The organism is Pelagibacterium lentulum (genome assembly GCF_003992625.1).
Taxonomy (GTDB): domain Bacteria; phylum Pseudomonadota; class Alphaproteobacteria; order Rhizobiales; family Devosiaceae; genus Pelagibacterium; species Pelagibacterium lentulum.
The window spans coordinates 178169-193383 of the sequence record NZ_RZMW01000041.1; the positions used below are offsets into that span (position 1 = coordinate 178169).

The following is a 15215-nucleotide window of genomic DNA, read 5'->3' on the forward strand; positions in this document are numbered from 1 at the left end:
AAGAGCACGCATTGCCTCCCAAGCGTCCAAAATCGGAGCAATTTTGCGCAAACACCGGAGCAGAAGAGGGTGATTTTTCGAATCCCGCGCCGCTTTGCGTATGCTGGCGTGCGGTCATATCCACCCTTCGATTGCATACACTTTGCAATTGGCAGTTGAACGGGGCAAGCAGGGCCTTTATGACAGGTTCAACCTCACTTTTGTCACAAATGGTCCCGTCGCAACGTGTCAATGATTTCGCAAAAGGCCCGATATGCCCTTCGCGCGCTGGTTTCTCTTACGCGCGTTGAATCTGGCCAGAGCCTAATGATTTCCGAAATTGCCATCGAACAGGACATACCGAAAAAGTTTCTCGAACAGATCCTTTTGGAGCTCAAGCGCAACGGCATCGTCATGTCGCGGCGCGGAAAGACCGGAGGCTACCTGCTCTTGAAGGCTCCTGCCGATATCAGTTTCGGGGAAGTTCTGCGTATCATCGACGGACCGATTGCGCCGTTACCTTGCCTCTCCAAGATCGCCTATCGACGCTGCATCGATTGCAAGAGCGAGAAGGATTGCGAAATCCGGCACGTCTTTGCCAAGGTCACCGATGCCACACGCGCGGTATTGGACAAGACCACGCTGGCGGATGCCGTCAGCGAAATCGATGCGGGCAAGCGCGCCGAAGCGATTTAGCGACTGCAGACGCTGGTGTTCCTTGCGTTGTGAAGCCCGGTAATGAATAGCGGGGTGACGGCGGTGTTTGGGTGATCCTCTGCAAAAAACTTCATTGTCATTCCGGCGTGCCCTTCGACCGCAGGTCTCAGGGCGTTCGTGCGCTGCTAAAGCTCCACCAGAGCTTTCGCTTCGGCTAAAGCCGAACCGCTTCTCACTCCCGGAATCCAGAACGCAAAAAGCACAAAGGCTGCAGCGATCCCACAGCCTTCCAGCTGCACCGGCTAAACCACCCGCTCACCCTTGATCCACACGCCCAGAACATCGAGCGCGTCGGACAGATGCACAAAAGATGCCTCGGCACCGAGACCGAGTTGCCCCAACCGGTCGGCCTGGCCGATGGCCTGCGCCGGATAAAGGCTTGCCATCCGCAACGCTTCTTGGAGCGAGATGCCCACGATCTTGTGCATATAGCGCACGGCATCAATCATGGTGAGATCGGCCCCGGCCAATGTGCCATCGGCCAGCCGCAAGGCGCCATCGGCGCGCACGATTTCCCGGCCATTCAGCGTGAAGCGTTCCAGATCGGTACCAATGGTGGACATGGCATCGGTCACAAGAAAAATCCTGCCCGGCCCCTTCTTGCCCCGCATGGCGACCGAGATGGTTCCCGGCGCAACGTGATGGCCATCGGCTATCAGTCCGGCCCAGATACCGTGATCGAGCGCGGCCCCGACAATACCCGGCTCACGACTGCCCAATTGACTCATGGCATTGAAGAGATGCGTCACCATCGTTGCCCCGGCCGCAAAATGCGCACTGGCAGTCTCATAGGAGGCGTCGGAATGGCCAAGGCTGACGATCAGCCCGGCCTCGGCCAGTGCTCGCGTCTGCTCGGTTGCCACCGATTCCGGCGCAATCGTTGTCAGAAGCGTTGCAAGTCCGGCCCGCGCCTCGATCAGCGTATCGAGATCGGCCTGCTCCATCGGCCTTATATAGCCGGGATTATGCGCGCCCTTGCGAGCCACCGAAAGATGTGGGCCTTCAAGATGCAGACCCTCAAATCCCCTGATCCCGCGCGCCTGCGCCGCCAGACCCGCCGCAATGGCTGCGCGGGTGACGCTTGGCGTATCGGTAATCAGGGTCGGCAAAAGCGCGGTGCTGCCGAACTGGAAATGAGCCGCGCAAAGCCGCTCCAGCGCATCGCTGTCGGTCGTGTCGTTAAACAGAACGCCGCCGCCGCCATTGACCTGCAAGTCGACAAAACCGGGAACGATAAACCCCGCCCCCAGATCCGTTACATCCGCACCAGAGACCTGTGTGCCGCCATCAATGATTTGGCTTACGCTGCCGCCCTCGCAGCCCAGAGTTGCGCCATCATGCCATTGGTTGCCGTCGAACAGCCGTGCTGCCTTAAAGTGTTGCATTGCACTCATACGGTTGCCGTCACTTTGCGCAGATGCGGGGGTGTATCGGGGTTAAAGCCGCGATGACGCGCCAGGGCTTCGATAAAGCCGTAAAAGCTGACGACAAGCGCAATCGGGTCGGTCAGACCATGGGCGGTCCGGGCAACCGGCAGAGGCGTTCCGGCACCGGGTTCAGGATCGGTAACAAACACCTTGCCACCTTGATCGGAGAGCTTGGCACAGGTCTGCAAAATGGAGTCGCGCGCCTTGTCCTGCGCACAAAGCGCAAGCACGGGGAAACCCTTGTGCACGATTGCAGCAGGACCGTGCAGCACTTCGGCGGTTGAATAGGCCTCCGCGTGCAATCCCGAGGTTTCCTTGAATTTCAGCGCCGCTTCACTGGCAATCGCGGCCCCCGGCCCGCGGCCCAGCACGTAAAGTGAATTGTGCCCATCAAGCGCTGTGATCAACGGCGACCAATCGCAGGCCAGCGCTTTTTCCAAGGCGTCCGGCAAGTTATCGAGTGCGGCCAATAGGCTTTCATCTTGAGCAAGATGGGCAACAACAGCCAGTCCGGCGACAACAGAGGTCACGAAGGTCTTCGTCGCGGCGACCGATTGCTCGGTTCCGGCAAGTATATCGATGACGTTATTTGCCGATTCAGCCAGCGGCGAGCCCGCATCGTTGGTTATGGCAATGGCACAGGCACCGCTCCGGCGCGCGCTCTGCAGCATGGAAACGATGTCGGGGCTTTTGCCTGATTGGGAAATCGCGATGGCACCGGCTTGCTGCAACTTGAGGTCGACGCCGTAGATCGAGGCCACAGAAGGGCCGATCGAGGCAACCGGTAGCCTCGCCACCAGCTCGCATCCATATTTGAAATAGCTCGCCGCATGATCGGACGACCCGCGCGCAATTGTTGCAACAAGGCGCGGCTTTGCTACGCCAAGCGCTTGCGCAGCTTCCCTTATTGCAGGACGCCCCGCCCCCAGAAGGTCGGCCACGACCTGCGGGATCTGTCCGATTTCGCGCTTCATATGGGTGTCATTCGATCCGGTCATGGCTATTCCTTGCTAAACAATCAGGATTTCGCGTCGCGCAATTCGGCGACGAAATCATAGGCATCGCCTCTATAGATCGAGCGTGTAAATTCAACGACGCGGCCCGAGGCGAGGTAGGCCGTGCGTTCTATGCGCAGGCTGGCCGAGCCGGGCGCAACGCCCAGCAATGCGGCATTTTTCTGGTCGAGATTGACGGCTGCGATGCGCTGGAGCGCGCGCACCGGCCGGTGGCCGGTCTCATTGAGTTTGGCGTAAAGTGAATGGGTAATGCTTTGCGGGTCGGGCAGAATCGATGCGGCAATCGCTGCCCGTTCCACAGCAAGCGGCACCCCATTCGCAATGCGCAGGCGGCCCACGCGCGCCACCTTTTCATCCCCGGCCAGTCCCAGGATAACCATTTCTTCGGGCGCCGGAGCATAAATGCCCCGATCGAGCCATTGGGAGCGCAGTTCCATGTCGCGGCGCGCCATATCCTCGCTGAACGAGGTCAGGGTTGAAAGCGACTGCTCGAAGCGCTCGACTTGCTGGGTTACAAAAGTGCCCGAGCCGTGGCGCTGGAACAGTACGCCCTCGCTGACAAGCTGGCCCAGCGCCTTGCGCACAGTAACGCGCGAAAGTCCGGTCATCTGTGCGATGTCGCGCTCCGATGGCAGACCGTCGCCGGGCGCCAGAAATCCTTCATCGATCGATTGGGCGATAAGATTGCGCAGGCGCAGATAAAGCAGTCCGCCGCTTTGGGGTAAATTAGCCGAGCTTAAAATCGCATCGAACTTTTCGCTCACCTGCCCGGCACCTCTCGCTTTGGCTAAAATGCATTCCATTTACATACCAATGGAATACCATTTTGCAAGTCCGATGCCAACTTTTGCCGAAATCGACGAAAATAACGCGTTTTCTGGCCAGAAACTGGCCAGAACTTTGCGTTAGGCGGGCAATTTCAGAGCGCGGGCTAGGGTTTGAGGGGCAATCCGAGCGCGATCAGCTCGGCCCGAAGCGCTTCGGGGGAGGTAAAATGAATGGCCTCCATGCCCACTTTCCGGGCAGAAATTACATTGGCCTCGTTGTCATCAATAAAGACGCAGGCCTCGGGGGCCAGCCCGTAGCGCTCGCAAAACAAACGATAAATGCGCACATCGGGCTTTACCAGCTTTTCGAGCCCGGAGACCACAACCCCGTCGAACTTGGAGAGGAACGGCCAGTGCGGCAGCATTTGCACCCATTTCTCCCAGGAAAAATTCGTGATGGCGAAAGTGGGAATTTCAGCATCGATCAATTCCTGATGAATATCCACCGTGCCCTGGAAAACGCCGTTGACCGTTTCCTGCCAGCGCGTATCGAATGCCTGAATTTGCTGCCAATACTGGGGATGCCGGGTGATGAGCTTGGCAACGCCTTCGGCAAAGATGTCGCCGGCGTCGAACTCCAGATTCCAGTCCGGCGTGCAGATATTTTGCGCAAACCAGACCGCTTCTTCTTCGGTCTCGAAGAGTTTGCGGAACAGGTAAAGCGGGTTCCAATCGACAAAAACACCACCAAGATCGAACACCGGCACGAGCGGTTCGCCCATTTATCCCTCCTTTTCAACTCGGGTTAGCCTACGGGCTATGCCAGAGCCGGGAGATATAAACAACTAGCCGTTCTGCGTGATCACTTCGCCAAAGCGCGGCAGGTAGAAAAATTCCTTGTAGAGCGGAATATTGGCTTTCAACACGAAGCCACCGACCGGACGGTATTCATAGCTGCCTTCCGAGATCACGACATACGCATCGCGCGCGATGTCGGTAATTTCACTGGGCAGGCTATAAACGCTGTCCTGGGTATGGGCACTGGCGCCATTATGAGCCCGGCTCCAGAGAATGCGGGCCACGCCGTCATTGTCGATATGAGCGACGCTGACAATGAGCTGGGCGCGAGACCCGTCATAGGGCAGCATGATGGCCTGGCTGGCGGAGAAATAATCGTCGAGGATATTCTGACGAATATTGCCGGGCGCCTGCGCCACAAGATCGCCCAACGTGCTGACTGCATTGGCCAGTTTCCGGTCCGTGGAAATGCCTTGGCTCAGATCGACCGAGCCGATGAACATGGTCAGCAACAGCGGAATAATCAGCGCAAATTCGACCGCGGCGACGCCGCGCGCATTGTCCAGAAACTGGCGGATTTTCTTGATCATGACGCAGGCACCGGCCCCCATGGGAATGGCTCATTGCGGAACACGCGGGCAGCGGCCAGAAGCCGCGTCCCATCGGGCAAAACATTGCTCATCAGGCCCGGAATGGCGAGAATTGTCGGCCATTTGTAATAGGCTTCGACAAGAACAATGGTCTGGCCCTGCCCGGGCTGATAGGCAGGTGAGAATGTCCAATCCCCGGTTTCTGTATCGACCGGTGTTCCGGTGGAAAAGTTGGCGAAACTGGGGAGCTGCCTCACCGAAATCCGCAATTCGTTGCAATTGAACATATGATAAAGACGATCACAGATTTCAGCGCGGTAGCCGTCGGCGTTGATGCCTTGCTGCTGCACCTGTCCGATGCGGATCATACGCGCGCTGTCATGCACGGCGCCGTCAAGTATTTGCCCTGCGAGAAAGAATACAGATATTTCAAGTATTGCACCGACAACTGCAAAGAAAATCGGTGCGAGAATACCGAATTCTATCATCATCGCGCCGCGCTCATCGCGCCTGAAACGGCGCGCCAGCAGGTCGACAACCCTAATCTGACGTTTATTGCGCTTTGCCATTGGTCGCGTGTCTCGGCCCCCATCCAATGAGACCGGTACATTACCTAGGACAGTTCTAACCAGCGGTTAGAGGATTTGCTAAATTGTGAGCAATTTCCGATAGCGGTGAATGAAGTCTTACCGCGCGGTTTGCTGAACCATTGTGCTCGATATAACAACTTTTTCAGTATAGTTGGTGTCATCACCGAGCATGATTACCGGCTGGCAGTCAGGCGCGCAGGCCATGGAGGTTCTGGCCATGCCCATAAAAACAGTCACATTGTCGGTCTTGCTCTGACTGACTTCCACAATCGTGTCGGCAATCGGCTCACCAGCACTATCAAGCACGATCATGTTGGTGCGGCCATAGCTCTTGCCCGTCAATATAAGTGTACGCGGATCCTGGATCGTAACATCGGCAATTCCGGGATTGCCGATGATGACTGTTGCAGCCGGTGCGTTTATGCGCAGCACCCGCGCCATATTCGCGTTGACGGTGATCAAAACCTCGTCGGTTGCCAATGCCGCCGGCGCTCCAACAAGCATCGGAGCGAGCGAGACGCCCACAGCAAGAAACGCGCTGCGCACAAATCTGTTCATGATCACTTTCCCGCTTCACGATTGATAAAGGTTACCCGATCATGGCGCGCAATGGTTTATATTTGGCAAACGAAGCCGCCTGACCGCCATCGACCAGTTATTTACAATGCAATCCATCAAAGTAACTATTTAATAGTCATATGTAATATTCGTGAAGCCTTTTACCTTTGCAACTCTCCGATTAACTTATTTTCAACTGCTCAAGGCTAGCGTTTACTCAAGTTCGATGTGTGACGCGTCGGACGCATGACGTCGCCACAGGGGGACGCAACGAACATGGAGCATGAAATGAACCTTTTGAAGAAATTTGCCGCCGACGAATCCGGCGCAACCGCAATCGAATACGGCCTTATTGCCGCGCTGATCTCTGTTGCAATCATTGCCGCTGTTGGCATTCTGGGTGGCGGCCTGCGAGAAACCTTTGAAGATATCAATTCGCAACTTGGCTTCTCGTGAGATAAGTCTCGAAGACCTTCAAAGGGCTCCTACGGGAGCCCTTTGTCATTTCACTTAAATCCTCCGTTGACACCTTGGGGGCTATAGCGTGAATTCTAACTAGCAAACTACAAGGCAAGCAGAATGATTGCAAAATTCTTTGCCGACAATGGAGGGGCGACGGCGATAGAGTATGGGCTGATTGCAGCGCTTGTAGCATTGCTAATCATATCAGTATTATTATCGATTAATGATAGCATGATAGATATGTTTAATTATATAGAGTCGAATATCACACCGGCACTCTCTCAATAAAAAGTATGACAAAGACTTTTATTATCATCTTCCCCGCCCTTATGGCTTTTGCTGCATGTTCAGACCTACTGACCATGCGGATTTCCAATCGGCTTGTGCTCATCACCGTCGCTGCATTTTTCCCGCTCGCCTTTTTTGCCGGACTGACATTGCCACTGCTGGGCATGCACCTGGGCATTGCCGCGCTGGTTCTTGTTGTTACTTTTGCAATGTTTGCGGCAGGATGGATTGGTGGTGGCGACGCGAAACTGGCGGCGGCGATTGTTCTTTGGCTGGGGCTTGATCTTGCACTGCCGTTTCTGGTCTATGCAGCGCTGCTGGGCGGCGCGCTTACGCTGCTTATCCTGATCGTGCGCCGTTACATGCTGCCAGCACCGCTCCTGAATGTGGGCTGGATCGTGCGCCTGCACGACCAGAAGACGGGCATCCCTTACGGCATCGCCCTGGCAGCAGCCGCAATGCTTGTTTATCCTCAAAGCGCGATCTATCAGGCCTTCGCAGGCTGAGCGCATCGCGCCGCGCGCTCCTGACAGTTCAACCAATTAACGGCTTCTGGCAAGCAAGCCGGAAAGCATTGACCGAAGCAAAGTTCCTAATAAATCCTAAATATTTCTCATCAACGCTTGGTTAACCTTTATGCAAAAGCATCAGTTAACCAAGTTTTGACCCTTTACACTCCATATTCAGCCCGCTTGGCGTGAACTGCACGCCGGATTGAAGTGTCCGGCAGGCTCATGGATCGCCAGAACGCTCAGCGCATGGCGGCATCATGCTTCCATCCGCGTTTGGGGACGATCGCGCGCATCCATGAACGATGGCGCGCATTGGGAGTGTGGTAAATGAGACCGGCGCGTATTCTGCTTATTGTTGTGGCCCTTGTCGCGGGCGGCCTTGCTGCCTTTCTGGCAACCCGCGGGCCCAGCCCGGAGCCAACAGCCCCCCAGGAAGTTGCTCAGGTTCGGACCGAACCGACCGTTCGTGTGCTCGTTGCCAATACGGCCATCGGTCTTGGCCAACGCCTCACAGCAAATGACGTGACCTGGCAGGACTGGCCCGAGGGTGCGGTTCGCCCGGATTATATTACGTCCCAAATGGTGCCCGACGCTCCTACGCAGATTTCCGGCGCCGTCGCCCGGTTTGAATTTTTCAATGGCGAGCCCATCCGCGAAGCCAAGCTCGTGAACTCGACCCAGGGTTATCTCTCGGCCGTCATCAGTGAAGGCATGCGCGCGGTATCGGTGGGCGTTACCGCCGAATCCGCCTCGGGGGGCTTTATCGTACCCAATGACCGGGTCGATGTTGTTCTTACGCGCTCGAGTTCGACTTATTCTGAAACGATCCTTTCCAATGTGCGCGTCCTGGCTATCGGCGAGCGCCTCGGTGAAGTCGGCGCCACCAGCGGCAGTGGAAATCCGCAAGAACCAAGTTCGCAACGCTTCGAATCCAACCAGATCGCAACCCTGGAAATGACACCGACACAGGCCGAGGTGATCCTGAATTCTGCCTCTGCCGGGCGGTTGGCGCTTGTTTTGCGCTCGGTCGTCGATTTTGCGGAAACGCCAAGCGCCAATGGCGGACGCTCACAAGCAATCAGGCTGATCCGCTATGGCAACGAGCAGGCCGTTGCCTCCGGCAATACCAGTTCGGCTCCTTCTGTTGTTGGCCCGTCGGCTCTTGAGACATCCCGCGGGCTTTCAGGACAGCCCGGCAATCAGTCGAGCGCAGCAGATTCAGACGCCTTGAGCGTCGAGATAAGATAGTGATGGGGACACCGATGAAATTGCACACGATGCGCAAGAAATTCTCCGCGCTTTCCTTGATGATGCGCACGATGCTCGCGGGCGCTGTTATCGGCGGCGCCCTTTATGCGCTTCCGGCCGCTGCCAGCTCGGCACCACATCTGCGTATAGCGCATAATGAAGTGGGGCGGACCCAGCACATCCAGCTCGGCGTCAACAAATCCGTTATCATCGACCTGCCGGTCGATGCGGGCGAAGTGATCGTTTCCCAGCCTGGCGTTGCCAACGCGATCATGCGCACCAAGACCCGCGCCGTGATTCAGGGCATTTCGGCAGGCGAAACCAATATCTTTTTTCTGGACCCACGCGGCGGCGGCATTGCGGTGATCGAAATTTCCGTTGCCCAGGATTCAAGTGGGCTTTCGGCGACGATCAACCGGCTGCTGCCTGGAGCGCGGGTGCAGGTGCAGTCCTTCGCAAATTCGGTCATTCTCTCCGGTGAAGTCAACTCCGGCGATGATCTGGAAAAGGCAATTGCCATTGCCGGTCAATATGTCGGCGGCCCTGACAATGTGACCTCGGTGATCAATGTCTCAGGCGGTCAGCAGGTCATGCTCAAGGTCACGGTGGCTGAGGTCAAGCGCGATGCAGCGCGCGAGCTTGGCATCAATCTCGGTGCCTTTCTTAATAGCGGGCTGGGCACCAGCCTGATCACGACGCCCTGGAATGGCACAGCAACGACTGCGACGTTGGGTACAGGATTTACCGCTGGCGACTTCCGACTCAACGCAACCTTGCGCGCCCTTGAAGATCGCGGCGCGATGCGGACCCTGGCAGAGCCGACACTGACGGCGATTTCAGGCGAGGAAGCTGAATTTTTTGCCGGTGGCGAATTCCCCGTCCCGACCGAAATCGACGACGATGGCCGCGTGACCTATGAGTTCAAGGAATTCGGCGTCAATCTGGGCTTCACGCCAACCGTCCGCTCAAACGGCATTATCGGTCTTGTGGTCAAGACCTCGGTTTCCGAACTGTCCACAGAGGGCTCGCTCGGCCCAATCATGGCCACCCGCGAACGCCGGGCCAGCACGTCGGTCGAGTTGCCGCAAGGCACCACCCTTGCCATTGGCGGGCTTATCGAGGAGCGCGTGCGTCAGCAGATTCATCAAGTTCCGGGCCTGGGCAATATTCCGATCCTGGGTGCCCTGTTCCGTAGTCGCGAGTTCGTCCATTCGGAAACCGAGCTTGTGATCCTCGTTACCCCGATCATCGCATACCCGCAGCATACGCCCGTGCCCCTGCCAACGGACAATACGGCAATCTCTTCGGACGCAGAGGCGATCTTCCTTGGCCGGATGGAGACCCTTTACGGGGTGACCGGCGGCAAGGGGACAGGCCAGTTCCGCGGTTCTGTGGGCTTTGTACTCGATTGACCGGCGCACTGCACATTTGAGGATGAACACAGATGAGTTTTCTTGAAAACGACAAGCCAGTGTCCGGAAACAAGCCGTCCGAAGAGGTGCCGCAAGGTGCCCGGCTGGTGCCGCGCATAACGATTCAGGCCTTCTGCGAAAATTCCCAGACCGCTCAACTGATCGAGAATGCCGCCCATGACCGGCGCATGTCCAAAGTCGCGCTCACAACCCACAATGGTGGGCTCGACGGGGCTATCGAGACCTACAAGACCAATCCCACGCCCAATCTGATAATCGTAGAGACCACATTGCCCGCCGAGCAAATCCTCAATGCGCTCGAGCAATTGGCCGAGGTTTGCGATGCTTCGACGCGGGTTGTGGTTATCGGACATGTCAATGACGTCGTGCTCTATCGCGATCTGATCCGGGCCGGGGTTTCCGAATATCTCGTCATGCCAACGACGACGCCGGTGATCATCTCGGCCATTTCCGATCTGTTTACTGGAGAAGGCGCAAACCCGATCGGGCGCACGATCGGTTTCATTTCGGCCAAGGGTGGCGCAGGCTCGTCAACGATTGCCCATAATGTCGGCTGGTCGATTGCCAAGTCGCTCCGGCAGGACGTTTTGATTCTCGATCTCGACCTGCCTTTCGGCACCGCCGGGCTCGATTTCAACCAGGACCCGCCCCAAGGCATTGCCGATGCCGTTTATGCCAGCGACAAGATGGATGCGGTTATGCTCGACCGGCTCATGAGCAAGGCAGCAAATCATATCAATCTTTTAACTGCACCGGCCACGCTGGACCGGACCTACGACCTTTCCGAGCGCAGTTTTGAGCAGATTATCGAACTGGCACAACAGCAGGTGCCTGTCGTTGTGATCGATCTGCCCCATACCTGGACCGGCTGGGTGCGCCATACGCTTTCGGCAATCGATGAGATCGTGATCGTTGCCGAGCCCGATTTGGCCAACTTGCGTAACGCCAAGAACATGGCCGATGTCATCAAGAGCTTGCGCCCTGCCGAAACAGACCCGGTGATTGTGATCAACAAGGCTGGCATTGCCAAACGGCCCGAGATCCCGGCGGACGAGTTTGCAGGCTCAATCGATTGCCGGCTTGCCGGCACCATCGGCTTTGATCCGGCGCTCTTTGGCACCGCGGCCAATAACGGTCAAATGGTTGCCGAGGTCTCAGCCGGCCACAAGGCCAATGAAATCTTCAAGTCTATTGGCCTGCAGGTGACAGGGCGCATTGCAGCGGACGTTCAAAGCAAGGCATCCGGCCTCAAACTGCCTGGATTGTTCAAGAAACTGAAAATTGCCTGATCGAAGGGACGCGCACGATGTTTGGTAAGCGGACGAGTTTTGGCGGCAACACGCAAGCTGCGCCCAAGGCGCCGCCTGCGCCCGTCCAACAGGACGTCGCCGGTTCCATCGCATCCAGGCCCATCGACGGCCCCAGCGCCGAAACGACTGCCCCCCCACCGCCCAAGCGTGAGGAGGAGATTGACGCCAACGATGCGTCGAAGGCCGGGCGCGACAAGAATTATTTCCAAACCAAGTCCGCGATTTTCAACGCCCTGATCGACTCCATCGATCTCAGCCAGCTTGCGGCGATGGATCAGGTTTCCGCGCGTGAGGAAATTCGTGACATTGTTGCCGAGATCATTGCGCTCAAGAATTTCGTCATGTCGATTTCCGAGCAGGAAGACCTGCTCGACGATATCTGTAACGACGTTTTGGGCTACGGACCGCTTGAGCCGCTGCTCGCGCGTGATGACATCGCCGATATCATGGTCAATGGGTCGCAGCGCTGCTACATCGAAGTCTCGGGCCGCGTAAAGCTCACCAATGTCCGGTTCCGCGACGATTCCCATCTGATGAATGTCTGTCAACGCATCGTGAGCCAGGTTGGTCGCCGGGTCGATGAATCCTCGCCCATATGTGACGCCCGCCTGCCCGATGGCTCTCGTGTCAACGTCATTGCGCCGCCGCTCGCCATTGACGGGCCGACGCTGACCATTCGTAAGTTCAAGAAAGACAAGCTGACCCTTGGCCAACTCGTCAAGTTCGGCTCGATCTCGCCCGAAGGCGCGGAAGTGCTGCGGGTTTTGGGCCGCGTTCGCGCCAATATCCTGATTTCAGGCGGCACCGGCTCGGGCAAGACGACACTCTTGAACTGCATGACCGCGTTTATCGAAAAGGATGAACGCGTCATCACCTGTGAAGACTCCGCCGAATTGCAGCTCCAGCAGCCGCATGTGGTGCGCCTTGAAACACGCCCGCCCAACCTTGAAGGCGAGGGCGAAATCACCATGCGCGAATTGGTGAAAAACTGCCTGCGTATGCGTCCCGAACGCATCATCGTGGGTGAAGTGCGTGGCCCGGAGGCCTTCGACCTGCTCCAGGCCATGAATACCGGTCACGACGGCTCAATGGGTACCTTGCACGCCAACTCGCCGCGCGAGGCTCTTTCCCGTCTTGAATCCATGATTACCATGGGTGGTTATGCGCTGCCCAGCCGCACCATTCGCGAAATGATCGTTTCCTCGATCGATGTGATCGTCCAGGCGGCCCGCCTGCGCGACGGTTCGCGCCGCATTACCCATATTTCGGAAGTTCTGGGTATGGAAGGCGATGTGATCGTGACCCAGGACGTCTTCCTTTATGACATCCTTGGCGAAGACGCCAATGGCTCGCTGATCGGACGGCATCGCTCTACCGGCATTACCAAGCCGAACTTTGCTGAAAAGGCCCGCTATTACAACGAAGAACCTGCGCTTGTGGAAGCACTGGAGCGCGCCAATGTCGAGCAGAATGAAATGCTGCGCTAGCAGTGAGGCATCCATGAACCGGTCTGCCAGCGCGCTGATGAAAAAGGACACCCGATGTCGCCAATGATCCTGGGCTTGCTCGTTCTGGTCTGCGTGGGTGCGGTCGGCCTCGCGTTCATGCCGGCCTTTGCCGGGTCGGGGCGCGCAGACAAACGCCGCAAGGCCCTTGAAGGCGATATTGCGGTCAACCGGCAAACCGCAAGTGTTCAAAAGACCCGCGATTCCCGCCGCCGAACGGTGCAGGACGCGCTCAAGACACAAGCCGATGCCCTCAGCGCTCGACGGGGCAAAAAAACGCTCAAGGCGCGTCTGTTTCAGGCCGGGATGAAAACCAGCGTACAGGCCTGGGTGCGCAACTGCGCGATCCTTGGCGTCGTACTGTTCGTTGTGCTGATCGTCTTGCAGGTGAACTTCATTTTCGCGCTGCCCATTGCGCTCGCCGGCGCCTATGTGCTGCCCAATATGTTCCTTGCCAACCGGCGAAAGAAGTATCAGGCCGCATATCTCGAAGAATTGCCAAACGCGGTCGAAGCCATTGTACGCGGGGTCAAATCGGGCCTGCCGCTCAACGACTCCATCCGGCTGGTGGCAAAGGAAGTCAAGGAACCTGTTCGATCCGAGTTCATACGCGTGCTTGAACAGCAGTCGATTGGCAAGACCATGCAGGAAGCGGTTGAAGTGCTTTTCGACCGCGTTCCCCTTGCCGAGGTCAATTTCTTCGTTGTCGTGATCGCGGTTCAGCAGCAGGCAGGCGGCAATCTCTCCGAAGCCCTTAGCAACCTTGCGCGCGTTTTGCGCAACCGCAAGAAGATGAAGGCCAAGGTGAAAGCCATGAGTTCGGAAGCCAAGGCTTCTGCCATGATTATCGGTGCCCTGCCCCTTTTCGTTGCCGGCGCTGTTTCGGTAATCAGCCCCAGCTACCTCAGCCCGCTGATTTCCACAAATATCGGTTTGATCTGGCTCGGCGTAGCATTTTTCATGATCTGCATCGGCGCCTATGTCATGAACCGCATGATCCAGTTCGATTACTAGGAGCAAGTCAAGTGAGCCTTGTTGATCGAATCGTACAGCCGGAATTTCTGATTGCCGTTCTGGCCGCCATTTCGGCGGCGGCGGTTGTATTTACCTTCGGCGCCCACTTTGCCGATCGGTTCGAGCGCAATGACCGCATGAAAAAGGTCGCGCTGGAACGCGAACAAATGCGCGCGAGAGAGATGTCGCGCCTGCGCAGCCAGGGCAATGGCAAGGAAGAAGGCCGCGGCATTCGCGGCGCGGAAAGCAAGTCCTATATGAAAGCCGCGGTGGACAAGTTTTCCCTGCAAAAAGCCTTCATGGACGAAAATACCGTCGAAAAGCTGGCGCGCGCTGGCTTGCGCGGACAGGCACCGTTGACGAGCTATCTGTTTTTCCGCTTTGTCAGCCCTATCATCCTGCTATTGCTTGCGCTTTTTTATCTGCTCTTTGTAACCCCAGGCGATCGTCCGCTGTTTCTCAATGTCGTTATCGCGATCGGTGTCGGCATCGCTGGGGCCTACCTGCCCAATCTTTTGCTCCATAACAGGGTTCAGAAGCGCCAGGCTTCGATCCAGAAGGCGTGGTCGGATGCGCTCGATCTCATGCTGCTTTGCGTTGAAGCAGGCATGTCGATCGAACATGCAATCCGGCGCGTGTCAAAGGAGATCGGATTGCAAAGCCCGGAACTGGCCGAAGAGTTGACCCTTACGACTGCTGAACTTTCGTTCCTTGAGGACCGTGGGCGTGCCTACGAAAACCTGGGCAAGCGTACAGGCCTTGACGGCGTGCGCTCGGTTATGACCGCGCTTATTCAGGCGGACAAATACGGCACCTCGGTCGGTCAGGCCCTGCGCGTGATGGCCGAAGAAGGCCGCGAGCAGCGCATGATGGAGGCGGAAAAAAAGGCGGCGGCACTGCCACCGAAAATGACTGTGCCTCTTATCGTCTTCTTCCTGCCGGTGCTCTTTATCGTCATCATGGCTCCTGCGCTGATCACTGCCTTTTCGATGTAGACCATT

Annotated in this window: 17 protein-coding genes; 10 read left to right on the forward strand and 7 right to left on the reverse strand. The window is 57.1% G+C overall.

The window, feature by feature from the left end; translation table 11 throughout:
- The first annotated feature begins 231 nt into the window (after window positions 1–231).
- Entirely contained in the window at window positions 232–675 is a 444-nt protein-coding gene (locus EO133_RS14500) for an RrF2 family transcriptional regulator (RefSeq protein WP_127073362.1), read from the forward strand.
- 263 nt (window positions 676–938) lie between these two features.
- On the opposite strand, the gene nagA is transcribed toward EO133_RS14500, so the two are convergent.
- The 7 genes from nagA to EO133_RS14535 all read right to left on the reverse strand — a co-directional run bounded on the left by nagA (window position 939) and on the right by EO133_RS14535 (window position 6442).
- Window positions 939–2090 carry an N-acetylglucosamine-6-phosphate deacetylase gene (gene nagA, locus EO133_RS14505; protein WP_164735029.1) on the reverse strand — a complete coding sequence of 384 codons (1152 nt, stop codon included), beginning with the start codon at window positions 2088–2090 and terminating at the stop codon, window positions 939–941.
- Entirely contained in the window at window positions 2087–3121 is a 1035-nt protein-coding gene (locus EO133_RS14510) for an SIS domain-containing protein (RefSeq protein ID WP_244640597.1), read from the reverse strand. The genes nagA and EO133_RS14510 overlap by 4 nt, the downstream gene beginning before the upstream one ends.
- Window positions 3122–3141: 20 nt before the next feature.
- On the reverse strand, window positions 3142–3903 hold the full coding sequence (locus tag EO133_RS14515; RefSeq protein ID WP_244640596.1) for a GntR family transcriptional regulator: 762 nt from the start codon (window positions 3901–3903) through the stop codon (window positions 3142–3144).
- Between the two features lie 167 nt (window positions 3904–4070).
- On the reverse strand, window positions 4071–4688 hold the full coding sequence (locus EO133_RS14520; protein ID WP_127073364.1) for an HAD family hydrolase: 618 nt from the start codon (window positions 4686–4688) through the stop codon (window positions 4071–4073).
- A 63-nt stretch (window positions 4689–4751) separates the two neighbouring features.
- Window positions 4752–5294, reverse strand: coding sequence for a TadE/TadG family type IV pilus assembly protein (locus EO133_RS14525; protein ID WP_164735030.1), 543 nt, complete (start codon window positions 5292–5294; stop codon window positions 4752–4754).
- Complete coding sequence (locus EO133_RS14530) at window positions 5291–5863, reverse strand: TadE/TadG family type IV pilus assembly protein (protein ID WP_127073366.1); 573 nt, start codon at window positions 5861–5863, stop codon at window positions 5291–5293. The genes EO133_RS14525 and EO133_RS14530 overlap by 4 nt, the downstream gene beginning before the upstream one ends.
- 117 nt (window positions 5864–5980) lie before the next feature.
- Window positions 5981–6442 carry a pilus assembly protein N-terminal domain-containing protein gene (locus tag EO133_RS14535; RefSeq protein WP_127073367.1) on the reverse strand — a complete coding sequence of 154 codons (462 nt, stop codon included), beginning with the start codon at window positions 6440–6442 and terminating at the stop codon, window positions 5981–5983.
- 288 nt (window positions 6443–6730) lie between these two features.
- Between EO133_RS14535 and EO133_RS14540 the strand changes: the two genes are divergently transcribed.
- The 9 genes from EO133_RS14540 (at window position 6731) to EO133_RS14580 (ending at window position 15209) form a co-directional block, all read left to right on the forward strand.
- A complete protein-coding gene (locus EO133_RS14540; RefSeq protein ID WP_127073368.1) occupies window positions 6731–6898 on the forward strand; it encodes a Flp family type IVb pilin in 168 nt (55 codons plus the stop codon).
- A 123-nt stretch (window positions 6899–7021) separates the two neighbouring features.
- Entirely contained in the window at window positions 7022–7192 is a 171-nt protein-coding gene (locus EO133_RS14545; RefSeq protein ID WP_127073369.1) for a Flp family type IVb pilin, read from the forward strand.
- Window positions 7193–7197: 5 nt separating this feature from the next.
- Window positions 7198–7698, forward strand: a complete 501-nt coding sequence (locus EO133_RS14550; protein WP_127073370.1) for an A24 family peptidase — start codon at window positions 7198–7200, stop codon at window positions 7696–7698.
- Between the two features lie 333 nt (window positions 7699–8031).
- Window positions 8032–8952, forward strand: coding sequence for a Flp pilus assembly protein CpaB (gene cpaB / locus EO133_RS14555; RefSeq protein ID WP_127073371.1), 921 nt, complete (start codon window positions 8032–8034; stop codon window positions 8950–8952).
- Between the two features lie 14 nt (window positions 8953–8966).
- Complete coding sequence (locus tag EO133_RS14560; protein WP_164735031.1) at window positions 8967–10364, forward strand: type II and III secretion system protein family protein; 1398 nt, start codon at window positions 8967–8969, stop codon at window positions 10362–10364.
- A 32-nt stretch (window positions 10365–10396) separates the two neighbouring features.
- Window positions 10397–11674, forward strand: coding sequence for a CpaE/TadZ family protein (locus EO133_RS14565; RefSeq protein ID WP_127073373.1), 1278 nt, complete (start codon window positions 10397–10399; stop codon window positions 11672–11674).
- Window positions 11675–11691: 17 nt separating this feature from the next.
- Window positions 11692–13182 carry a TadA family conjugal transfer-associated ATPase gene (locus tag EO133_RS14570; protein ID WP_244640595.1) on the forward strand — a complete coding sequence of 497 codons (1491 nt, stop codon included), beginning with the start codon at window positions 11692–11694 and terminating at the stop codon, window positions 13180–13182.
- Between the two features lie 54 nt (window positions 13183–13236).
- Entirely contained in the window at window positions 13237–14214 is a 978-nt protein-coding gene (locus EO133_RS14575; RefSeq protein ID WP_127073374.1) for a type II secretion system F family protein, read from the forward strand.
- Window positions 14215–14225: 11 nt separating this feature from the next.
- Entirely contained in the window at window positions 14226–15209 is a 984-nt protein-coding gene (locus tag EO133_RS14580) for a type II secretion system F family protein (protein WP_127073375.1), read from the forward strand.
- Window positions 15210–15215 lie beyond the last annotated feature (6 nt).

Coding starts and splice junctions, on each gene's coding strand:
- EO133_RS14550 (WP_127073370.1), top strand. CDS start 7,198: ATGACAAAGACTTTTATTATCATCTTCCCCGCCCTTATGGCTTTTGCT.
- EO133_RS14535 (WP_127073367.1), bottom strand. CDS start 6,442: ATGAACAGATTTGTGCGCAGCGCGTTTCTTGCTGTGGGCGTCTCGCTC.
- EO133_RS14545 (WP_127073369.1), top strand. CDS start 7,022: ATGATTGCAAAATTCTTTGCCGACAATGGAGGGGCGACGGCGATAGAG.
- EO133_RS14525 (WP_164735030.1), bottom strand. CDS start 5,294: ATGATCAAGAAAATCCGCCAGTTTCTGGACAATGCGCGCGGCGTCGCC.
- EO133_RS14530 (WP_127073366.1), bottom strand. CDS start 5,863: ATGGCAAAGCGCAATAAACGTCAGATTAGGGTTGTCGACCTGCTGGCG.
- EO133_RS14500 (WP_127073362.1), top strand. CDS start 232: ATGATTTCGCAAAAGGCCCGATATGCCCTTCGCGCGCTGGTTTCTCTT.
- EO133_RS14540 (WP_127073368.1), top strand. CDS start 6,731: ATGAACCTTTTGAAGAAATTTGCCGCCGACGAATCCGGCGCAACCGCA.
- EO133_RS14570 (WP_244640595.1), top strand. CDS start 11,692: ATGTTTGGTAAGCGGACGAGTTTTGGCGGCAACACGCAAGCTGCGCCC.
- cpaB (WP_127073371.1), top strand. CDS start 8,032: ATGAGACCGGCGCGTATTCTGCTTATTGTTGTGGCCCTTGTCGCGGGC.
- EO133_RS14510 (WP_244640597.1), bottom strand. CDS start 3,121: ATGACCGGATCGAATGACACCCATATGAAGCGCGAAATCGGACAGATC.
- nagA (WP_164735029.1), bottom strand. CDS start 2,090: ATGAGTGCAATGCAACACTTTAAGGCAGCACGGCTGTTCGACGGCAAC.
- EO133_RS14565 (WP_127073373.1), top strand. CDS start 10,397: ATGAGTTTTCTTGAAAACGACAAGCCAGTGTCCGGAAACAAGCCGTCC.
- EO133_RS14575 (WP_127073374.1), top strand. CDS start 13,237: ATGTCGCCAATGATCCTGGGCTTGCTCGTTCTGGTCTGCGTGGGTGCG.
- EO133_RS14560 (WP_164735031.1), top strand. CDS start 8,967: ATGAAATTGCACACGATGCGCAAGAAATTCTCCGCGCTTTCCTTGATG.
- EO133_RS14520 (WP_127073364.1), bottom strand. CDS start 4,688: ATGGGCGAACCGCTCGTGCCGGTGTTCGATCTTGGTGGTGTTTTTGTC.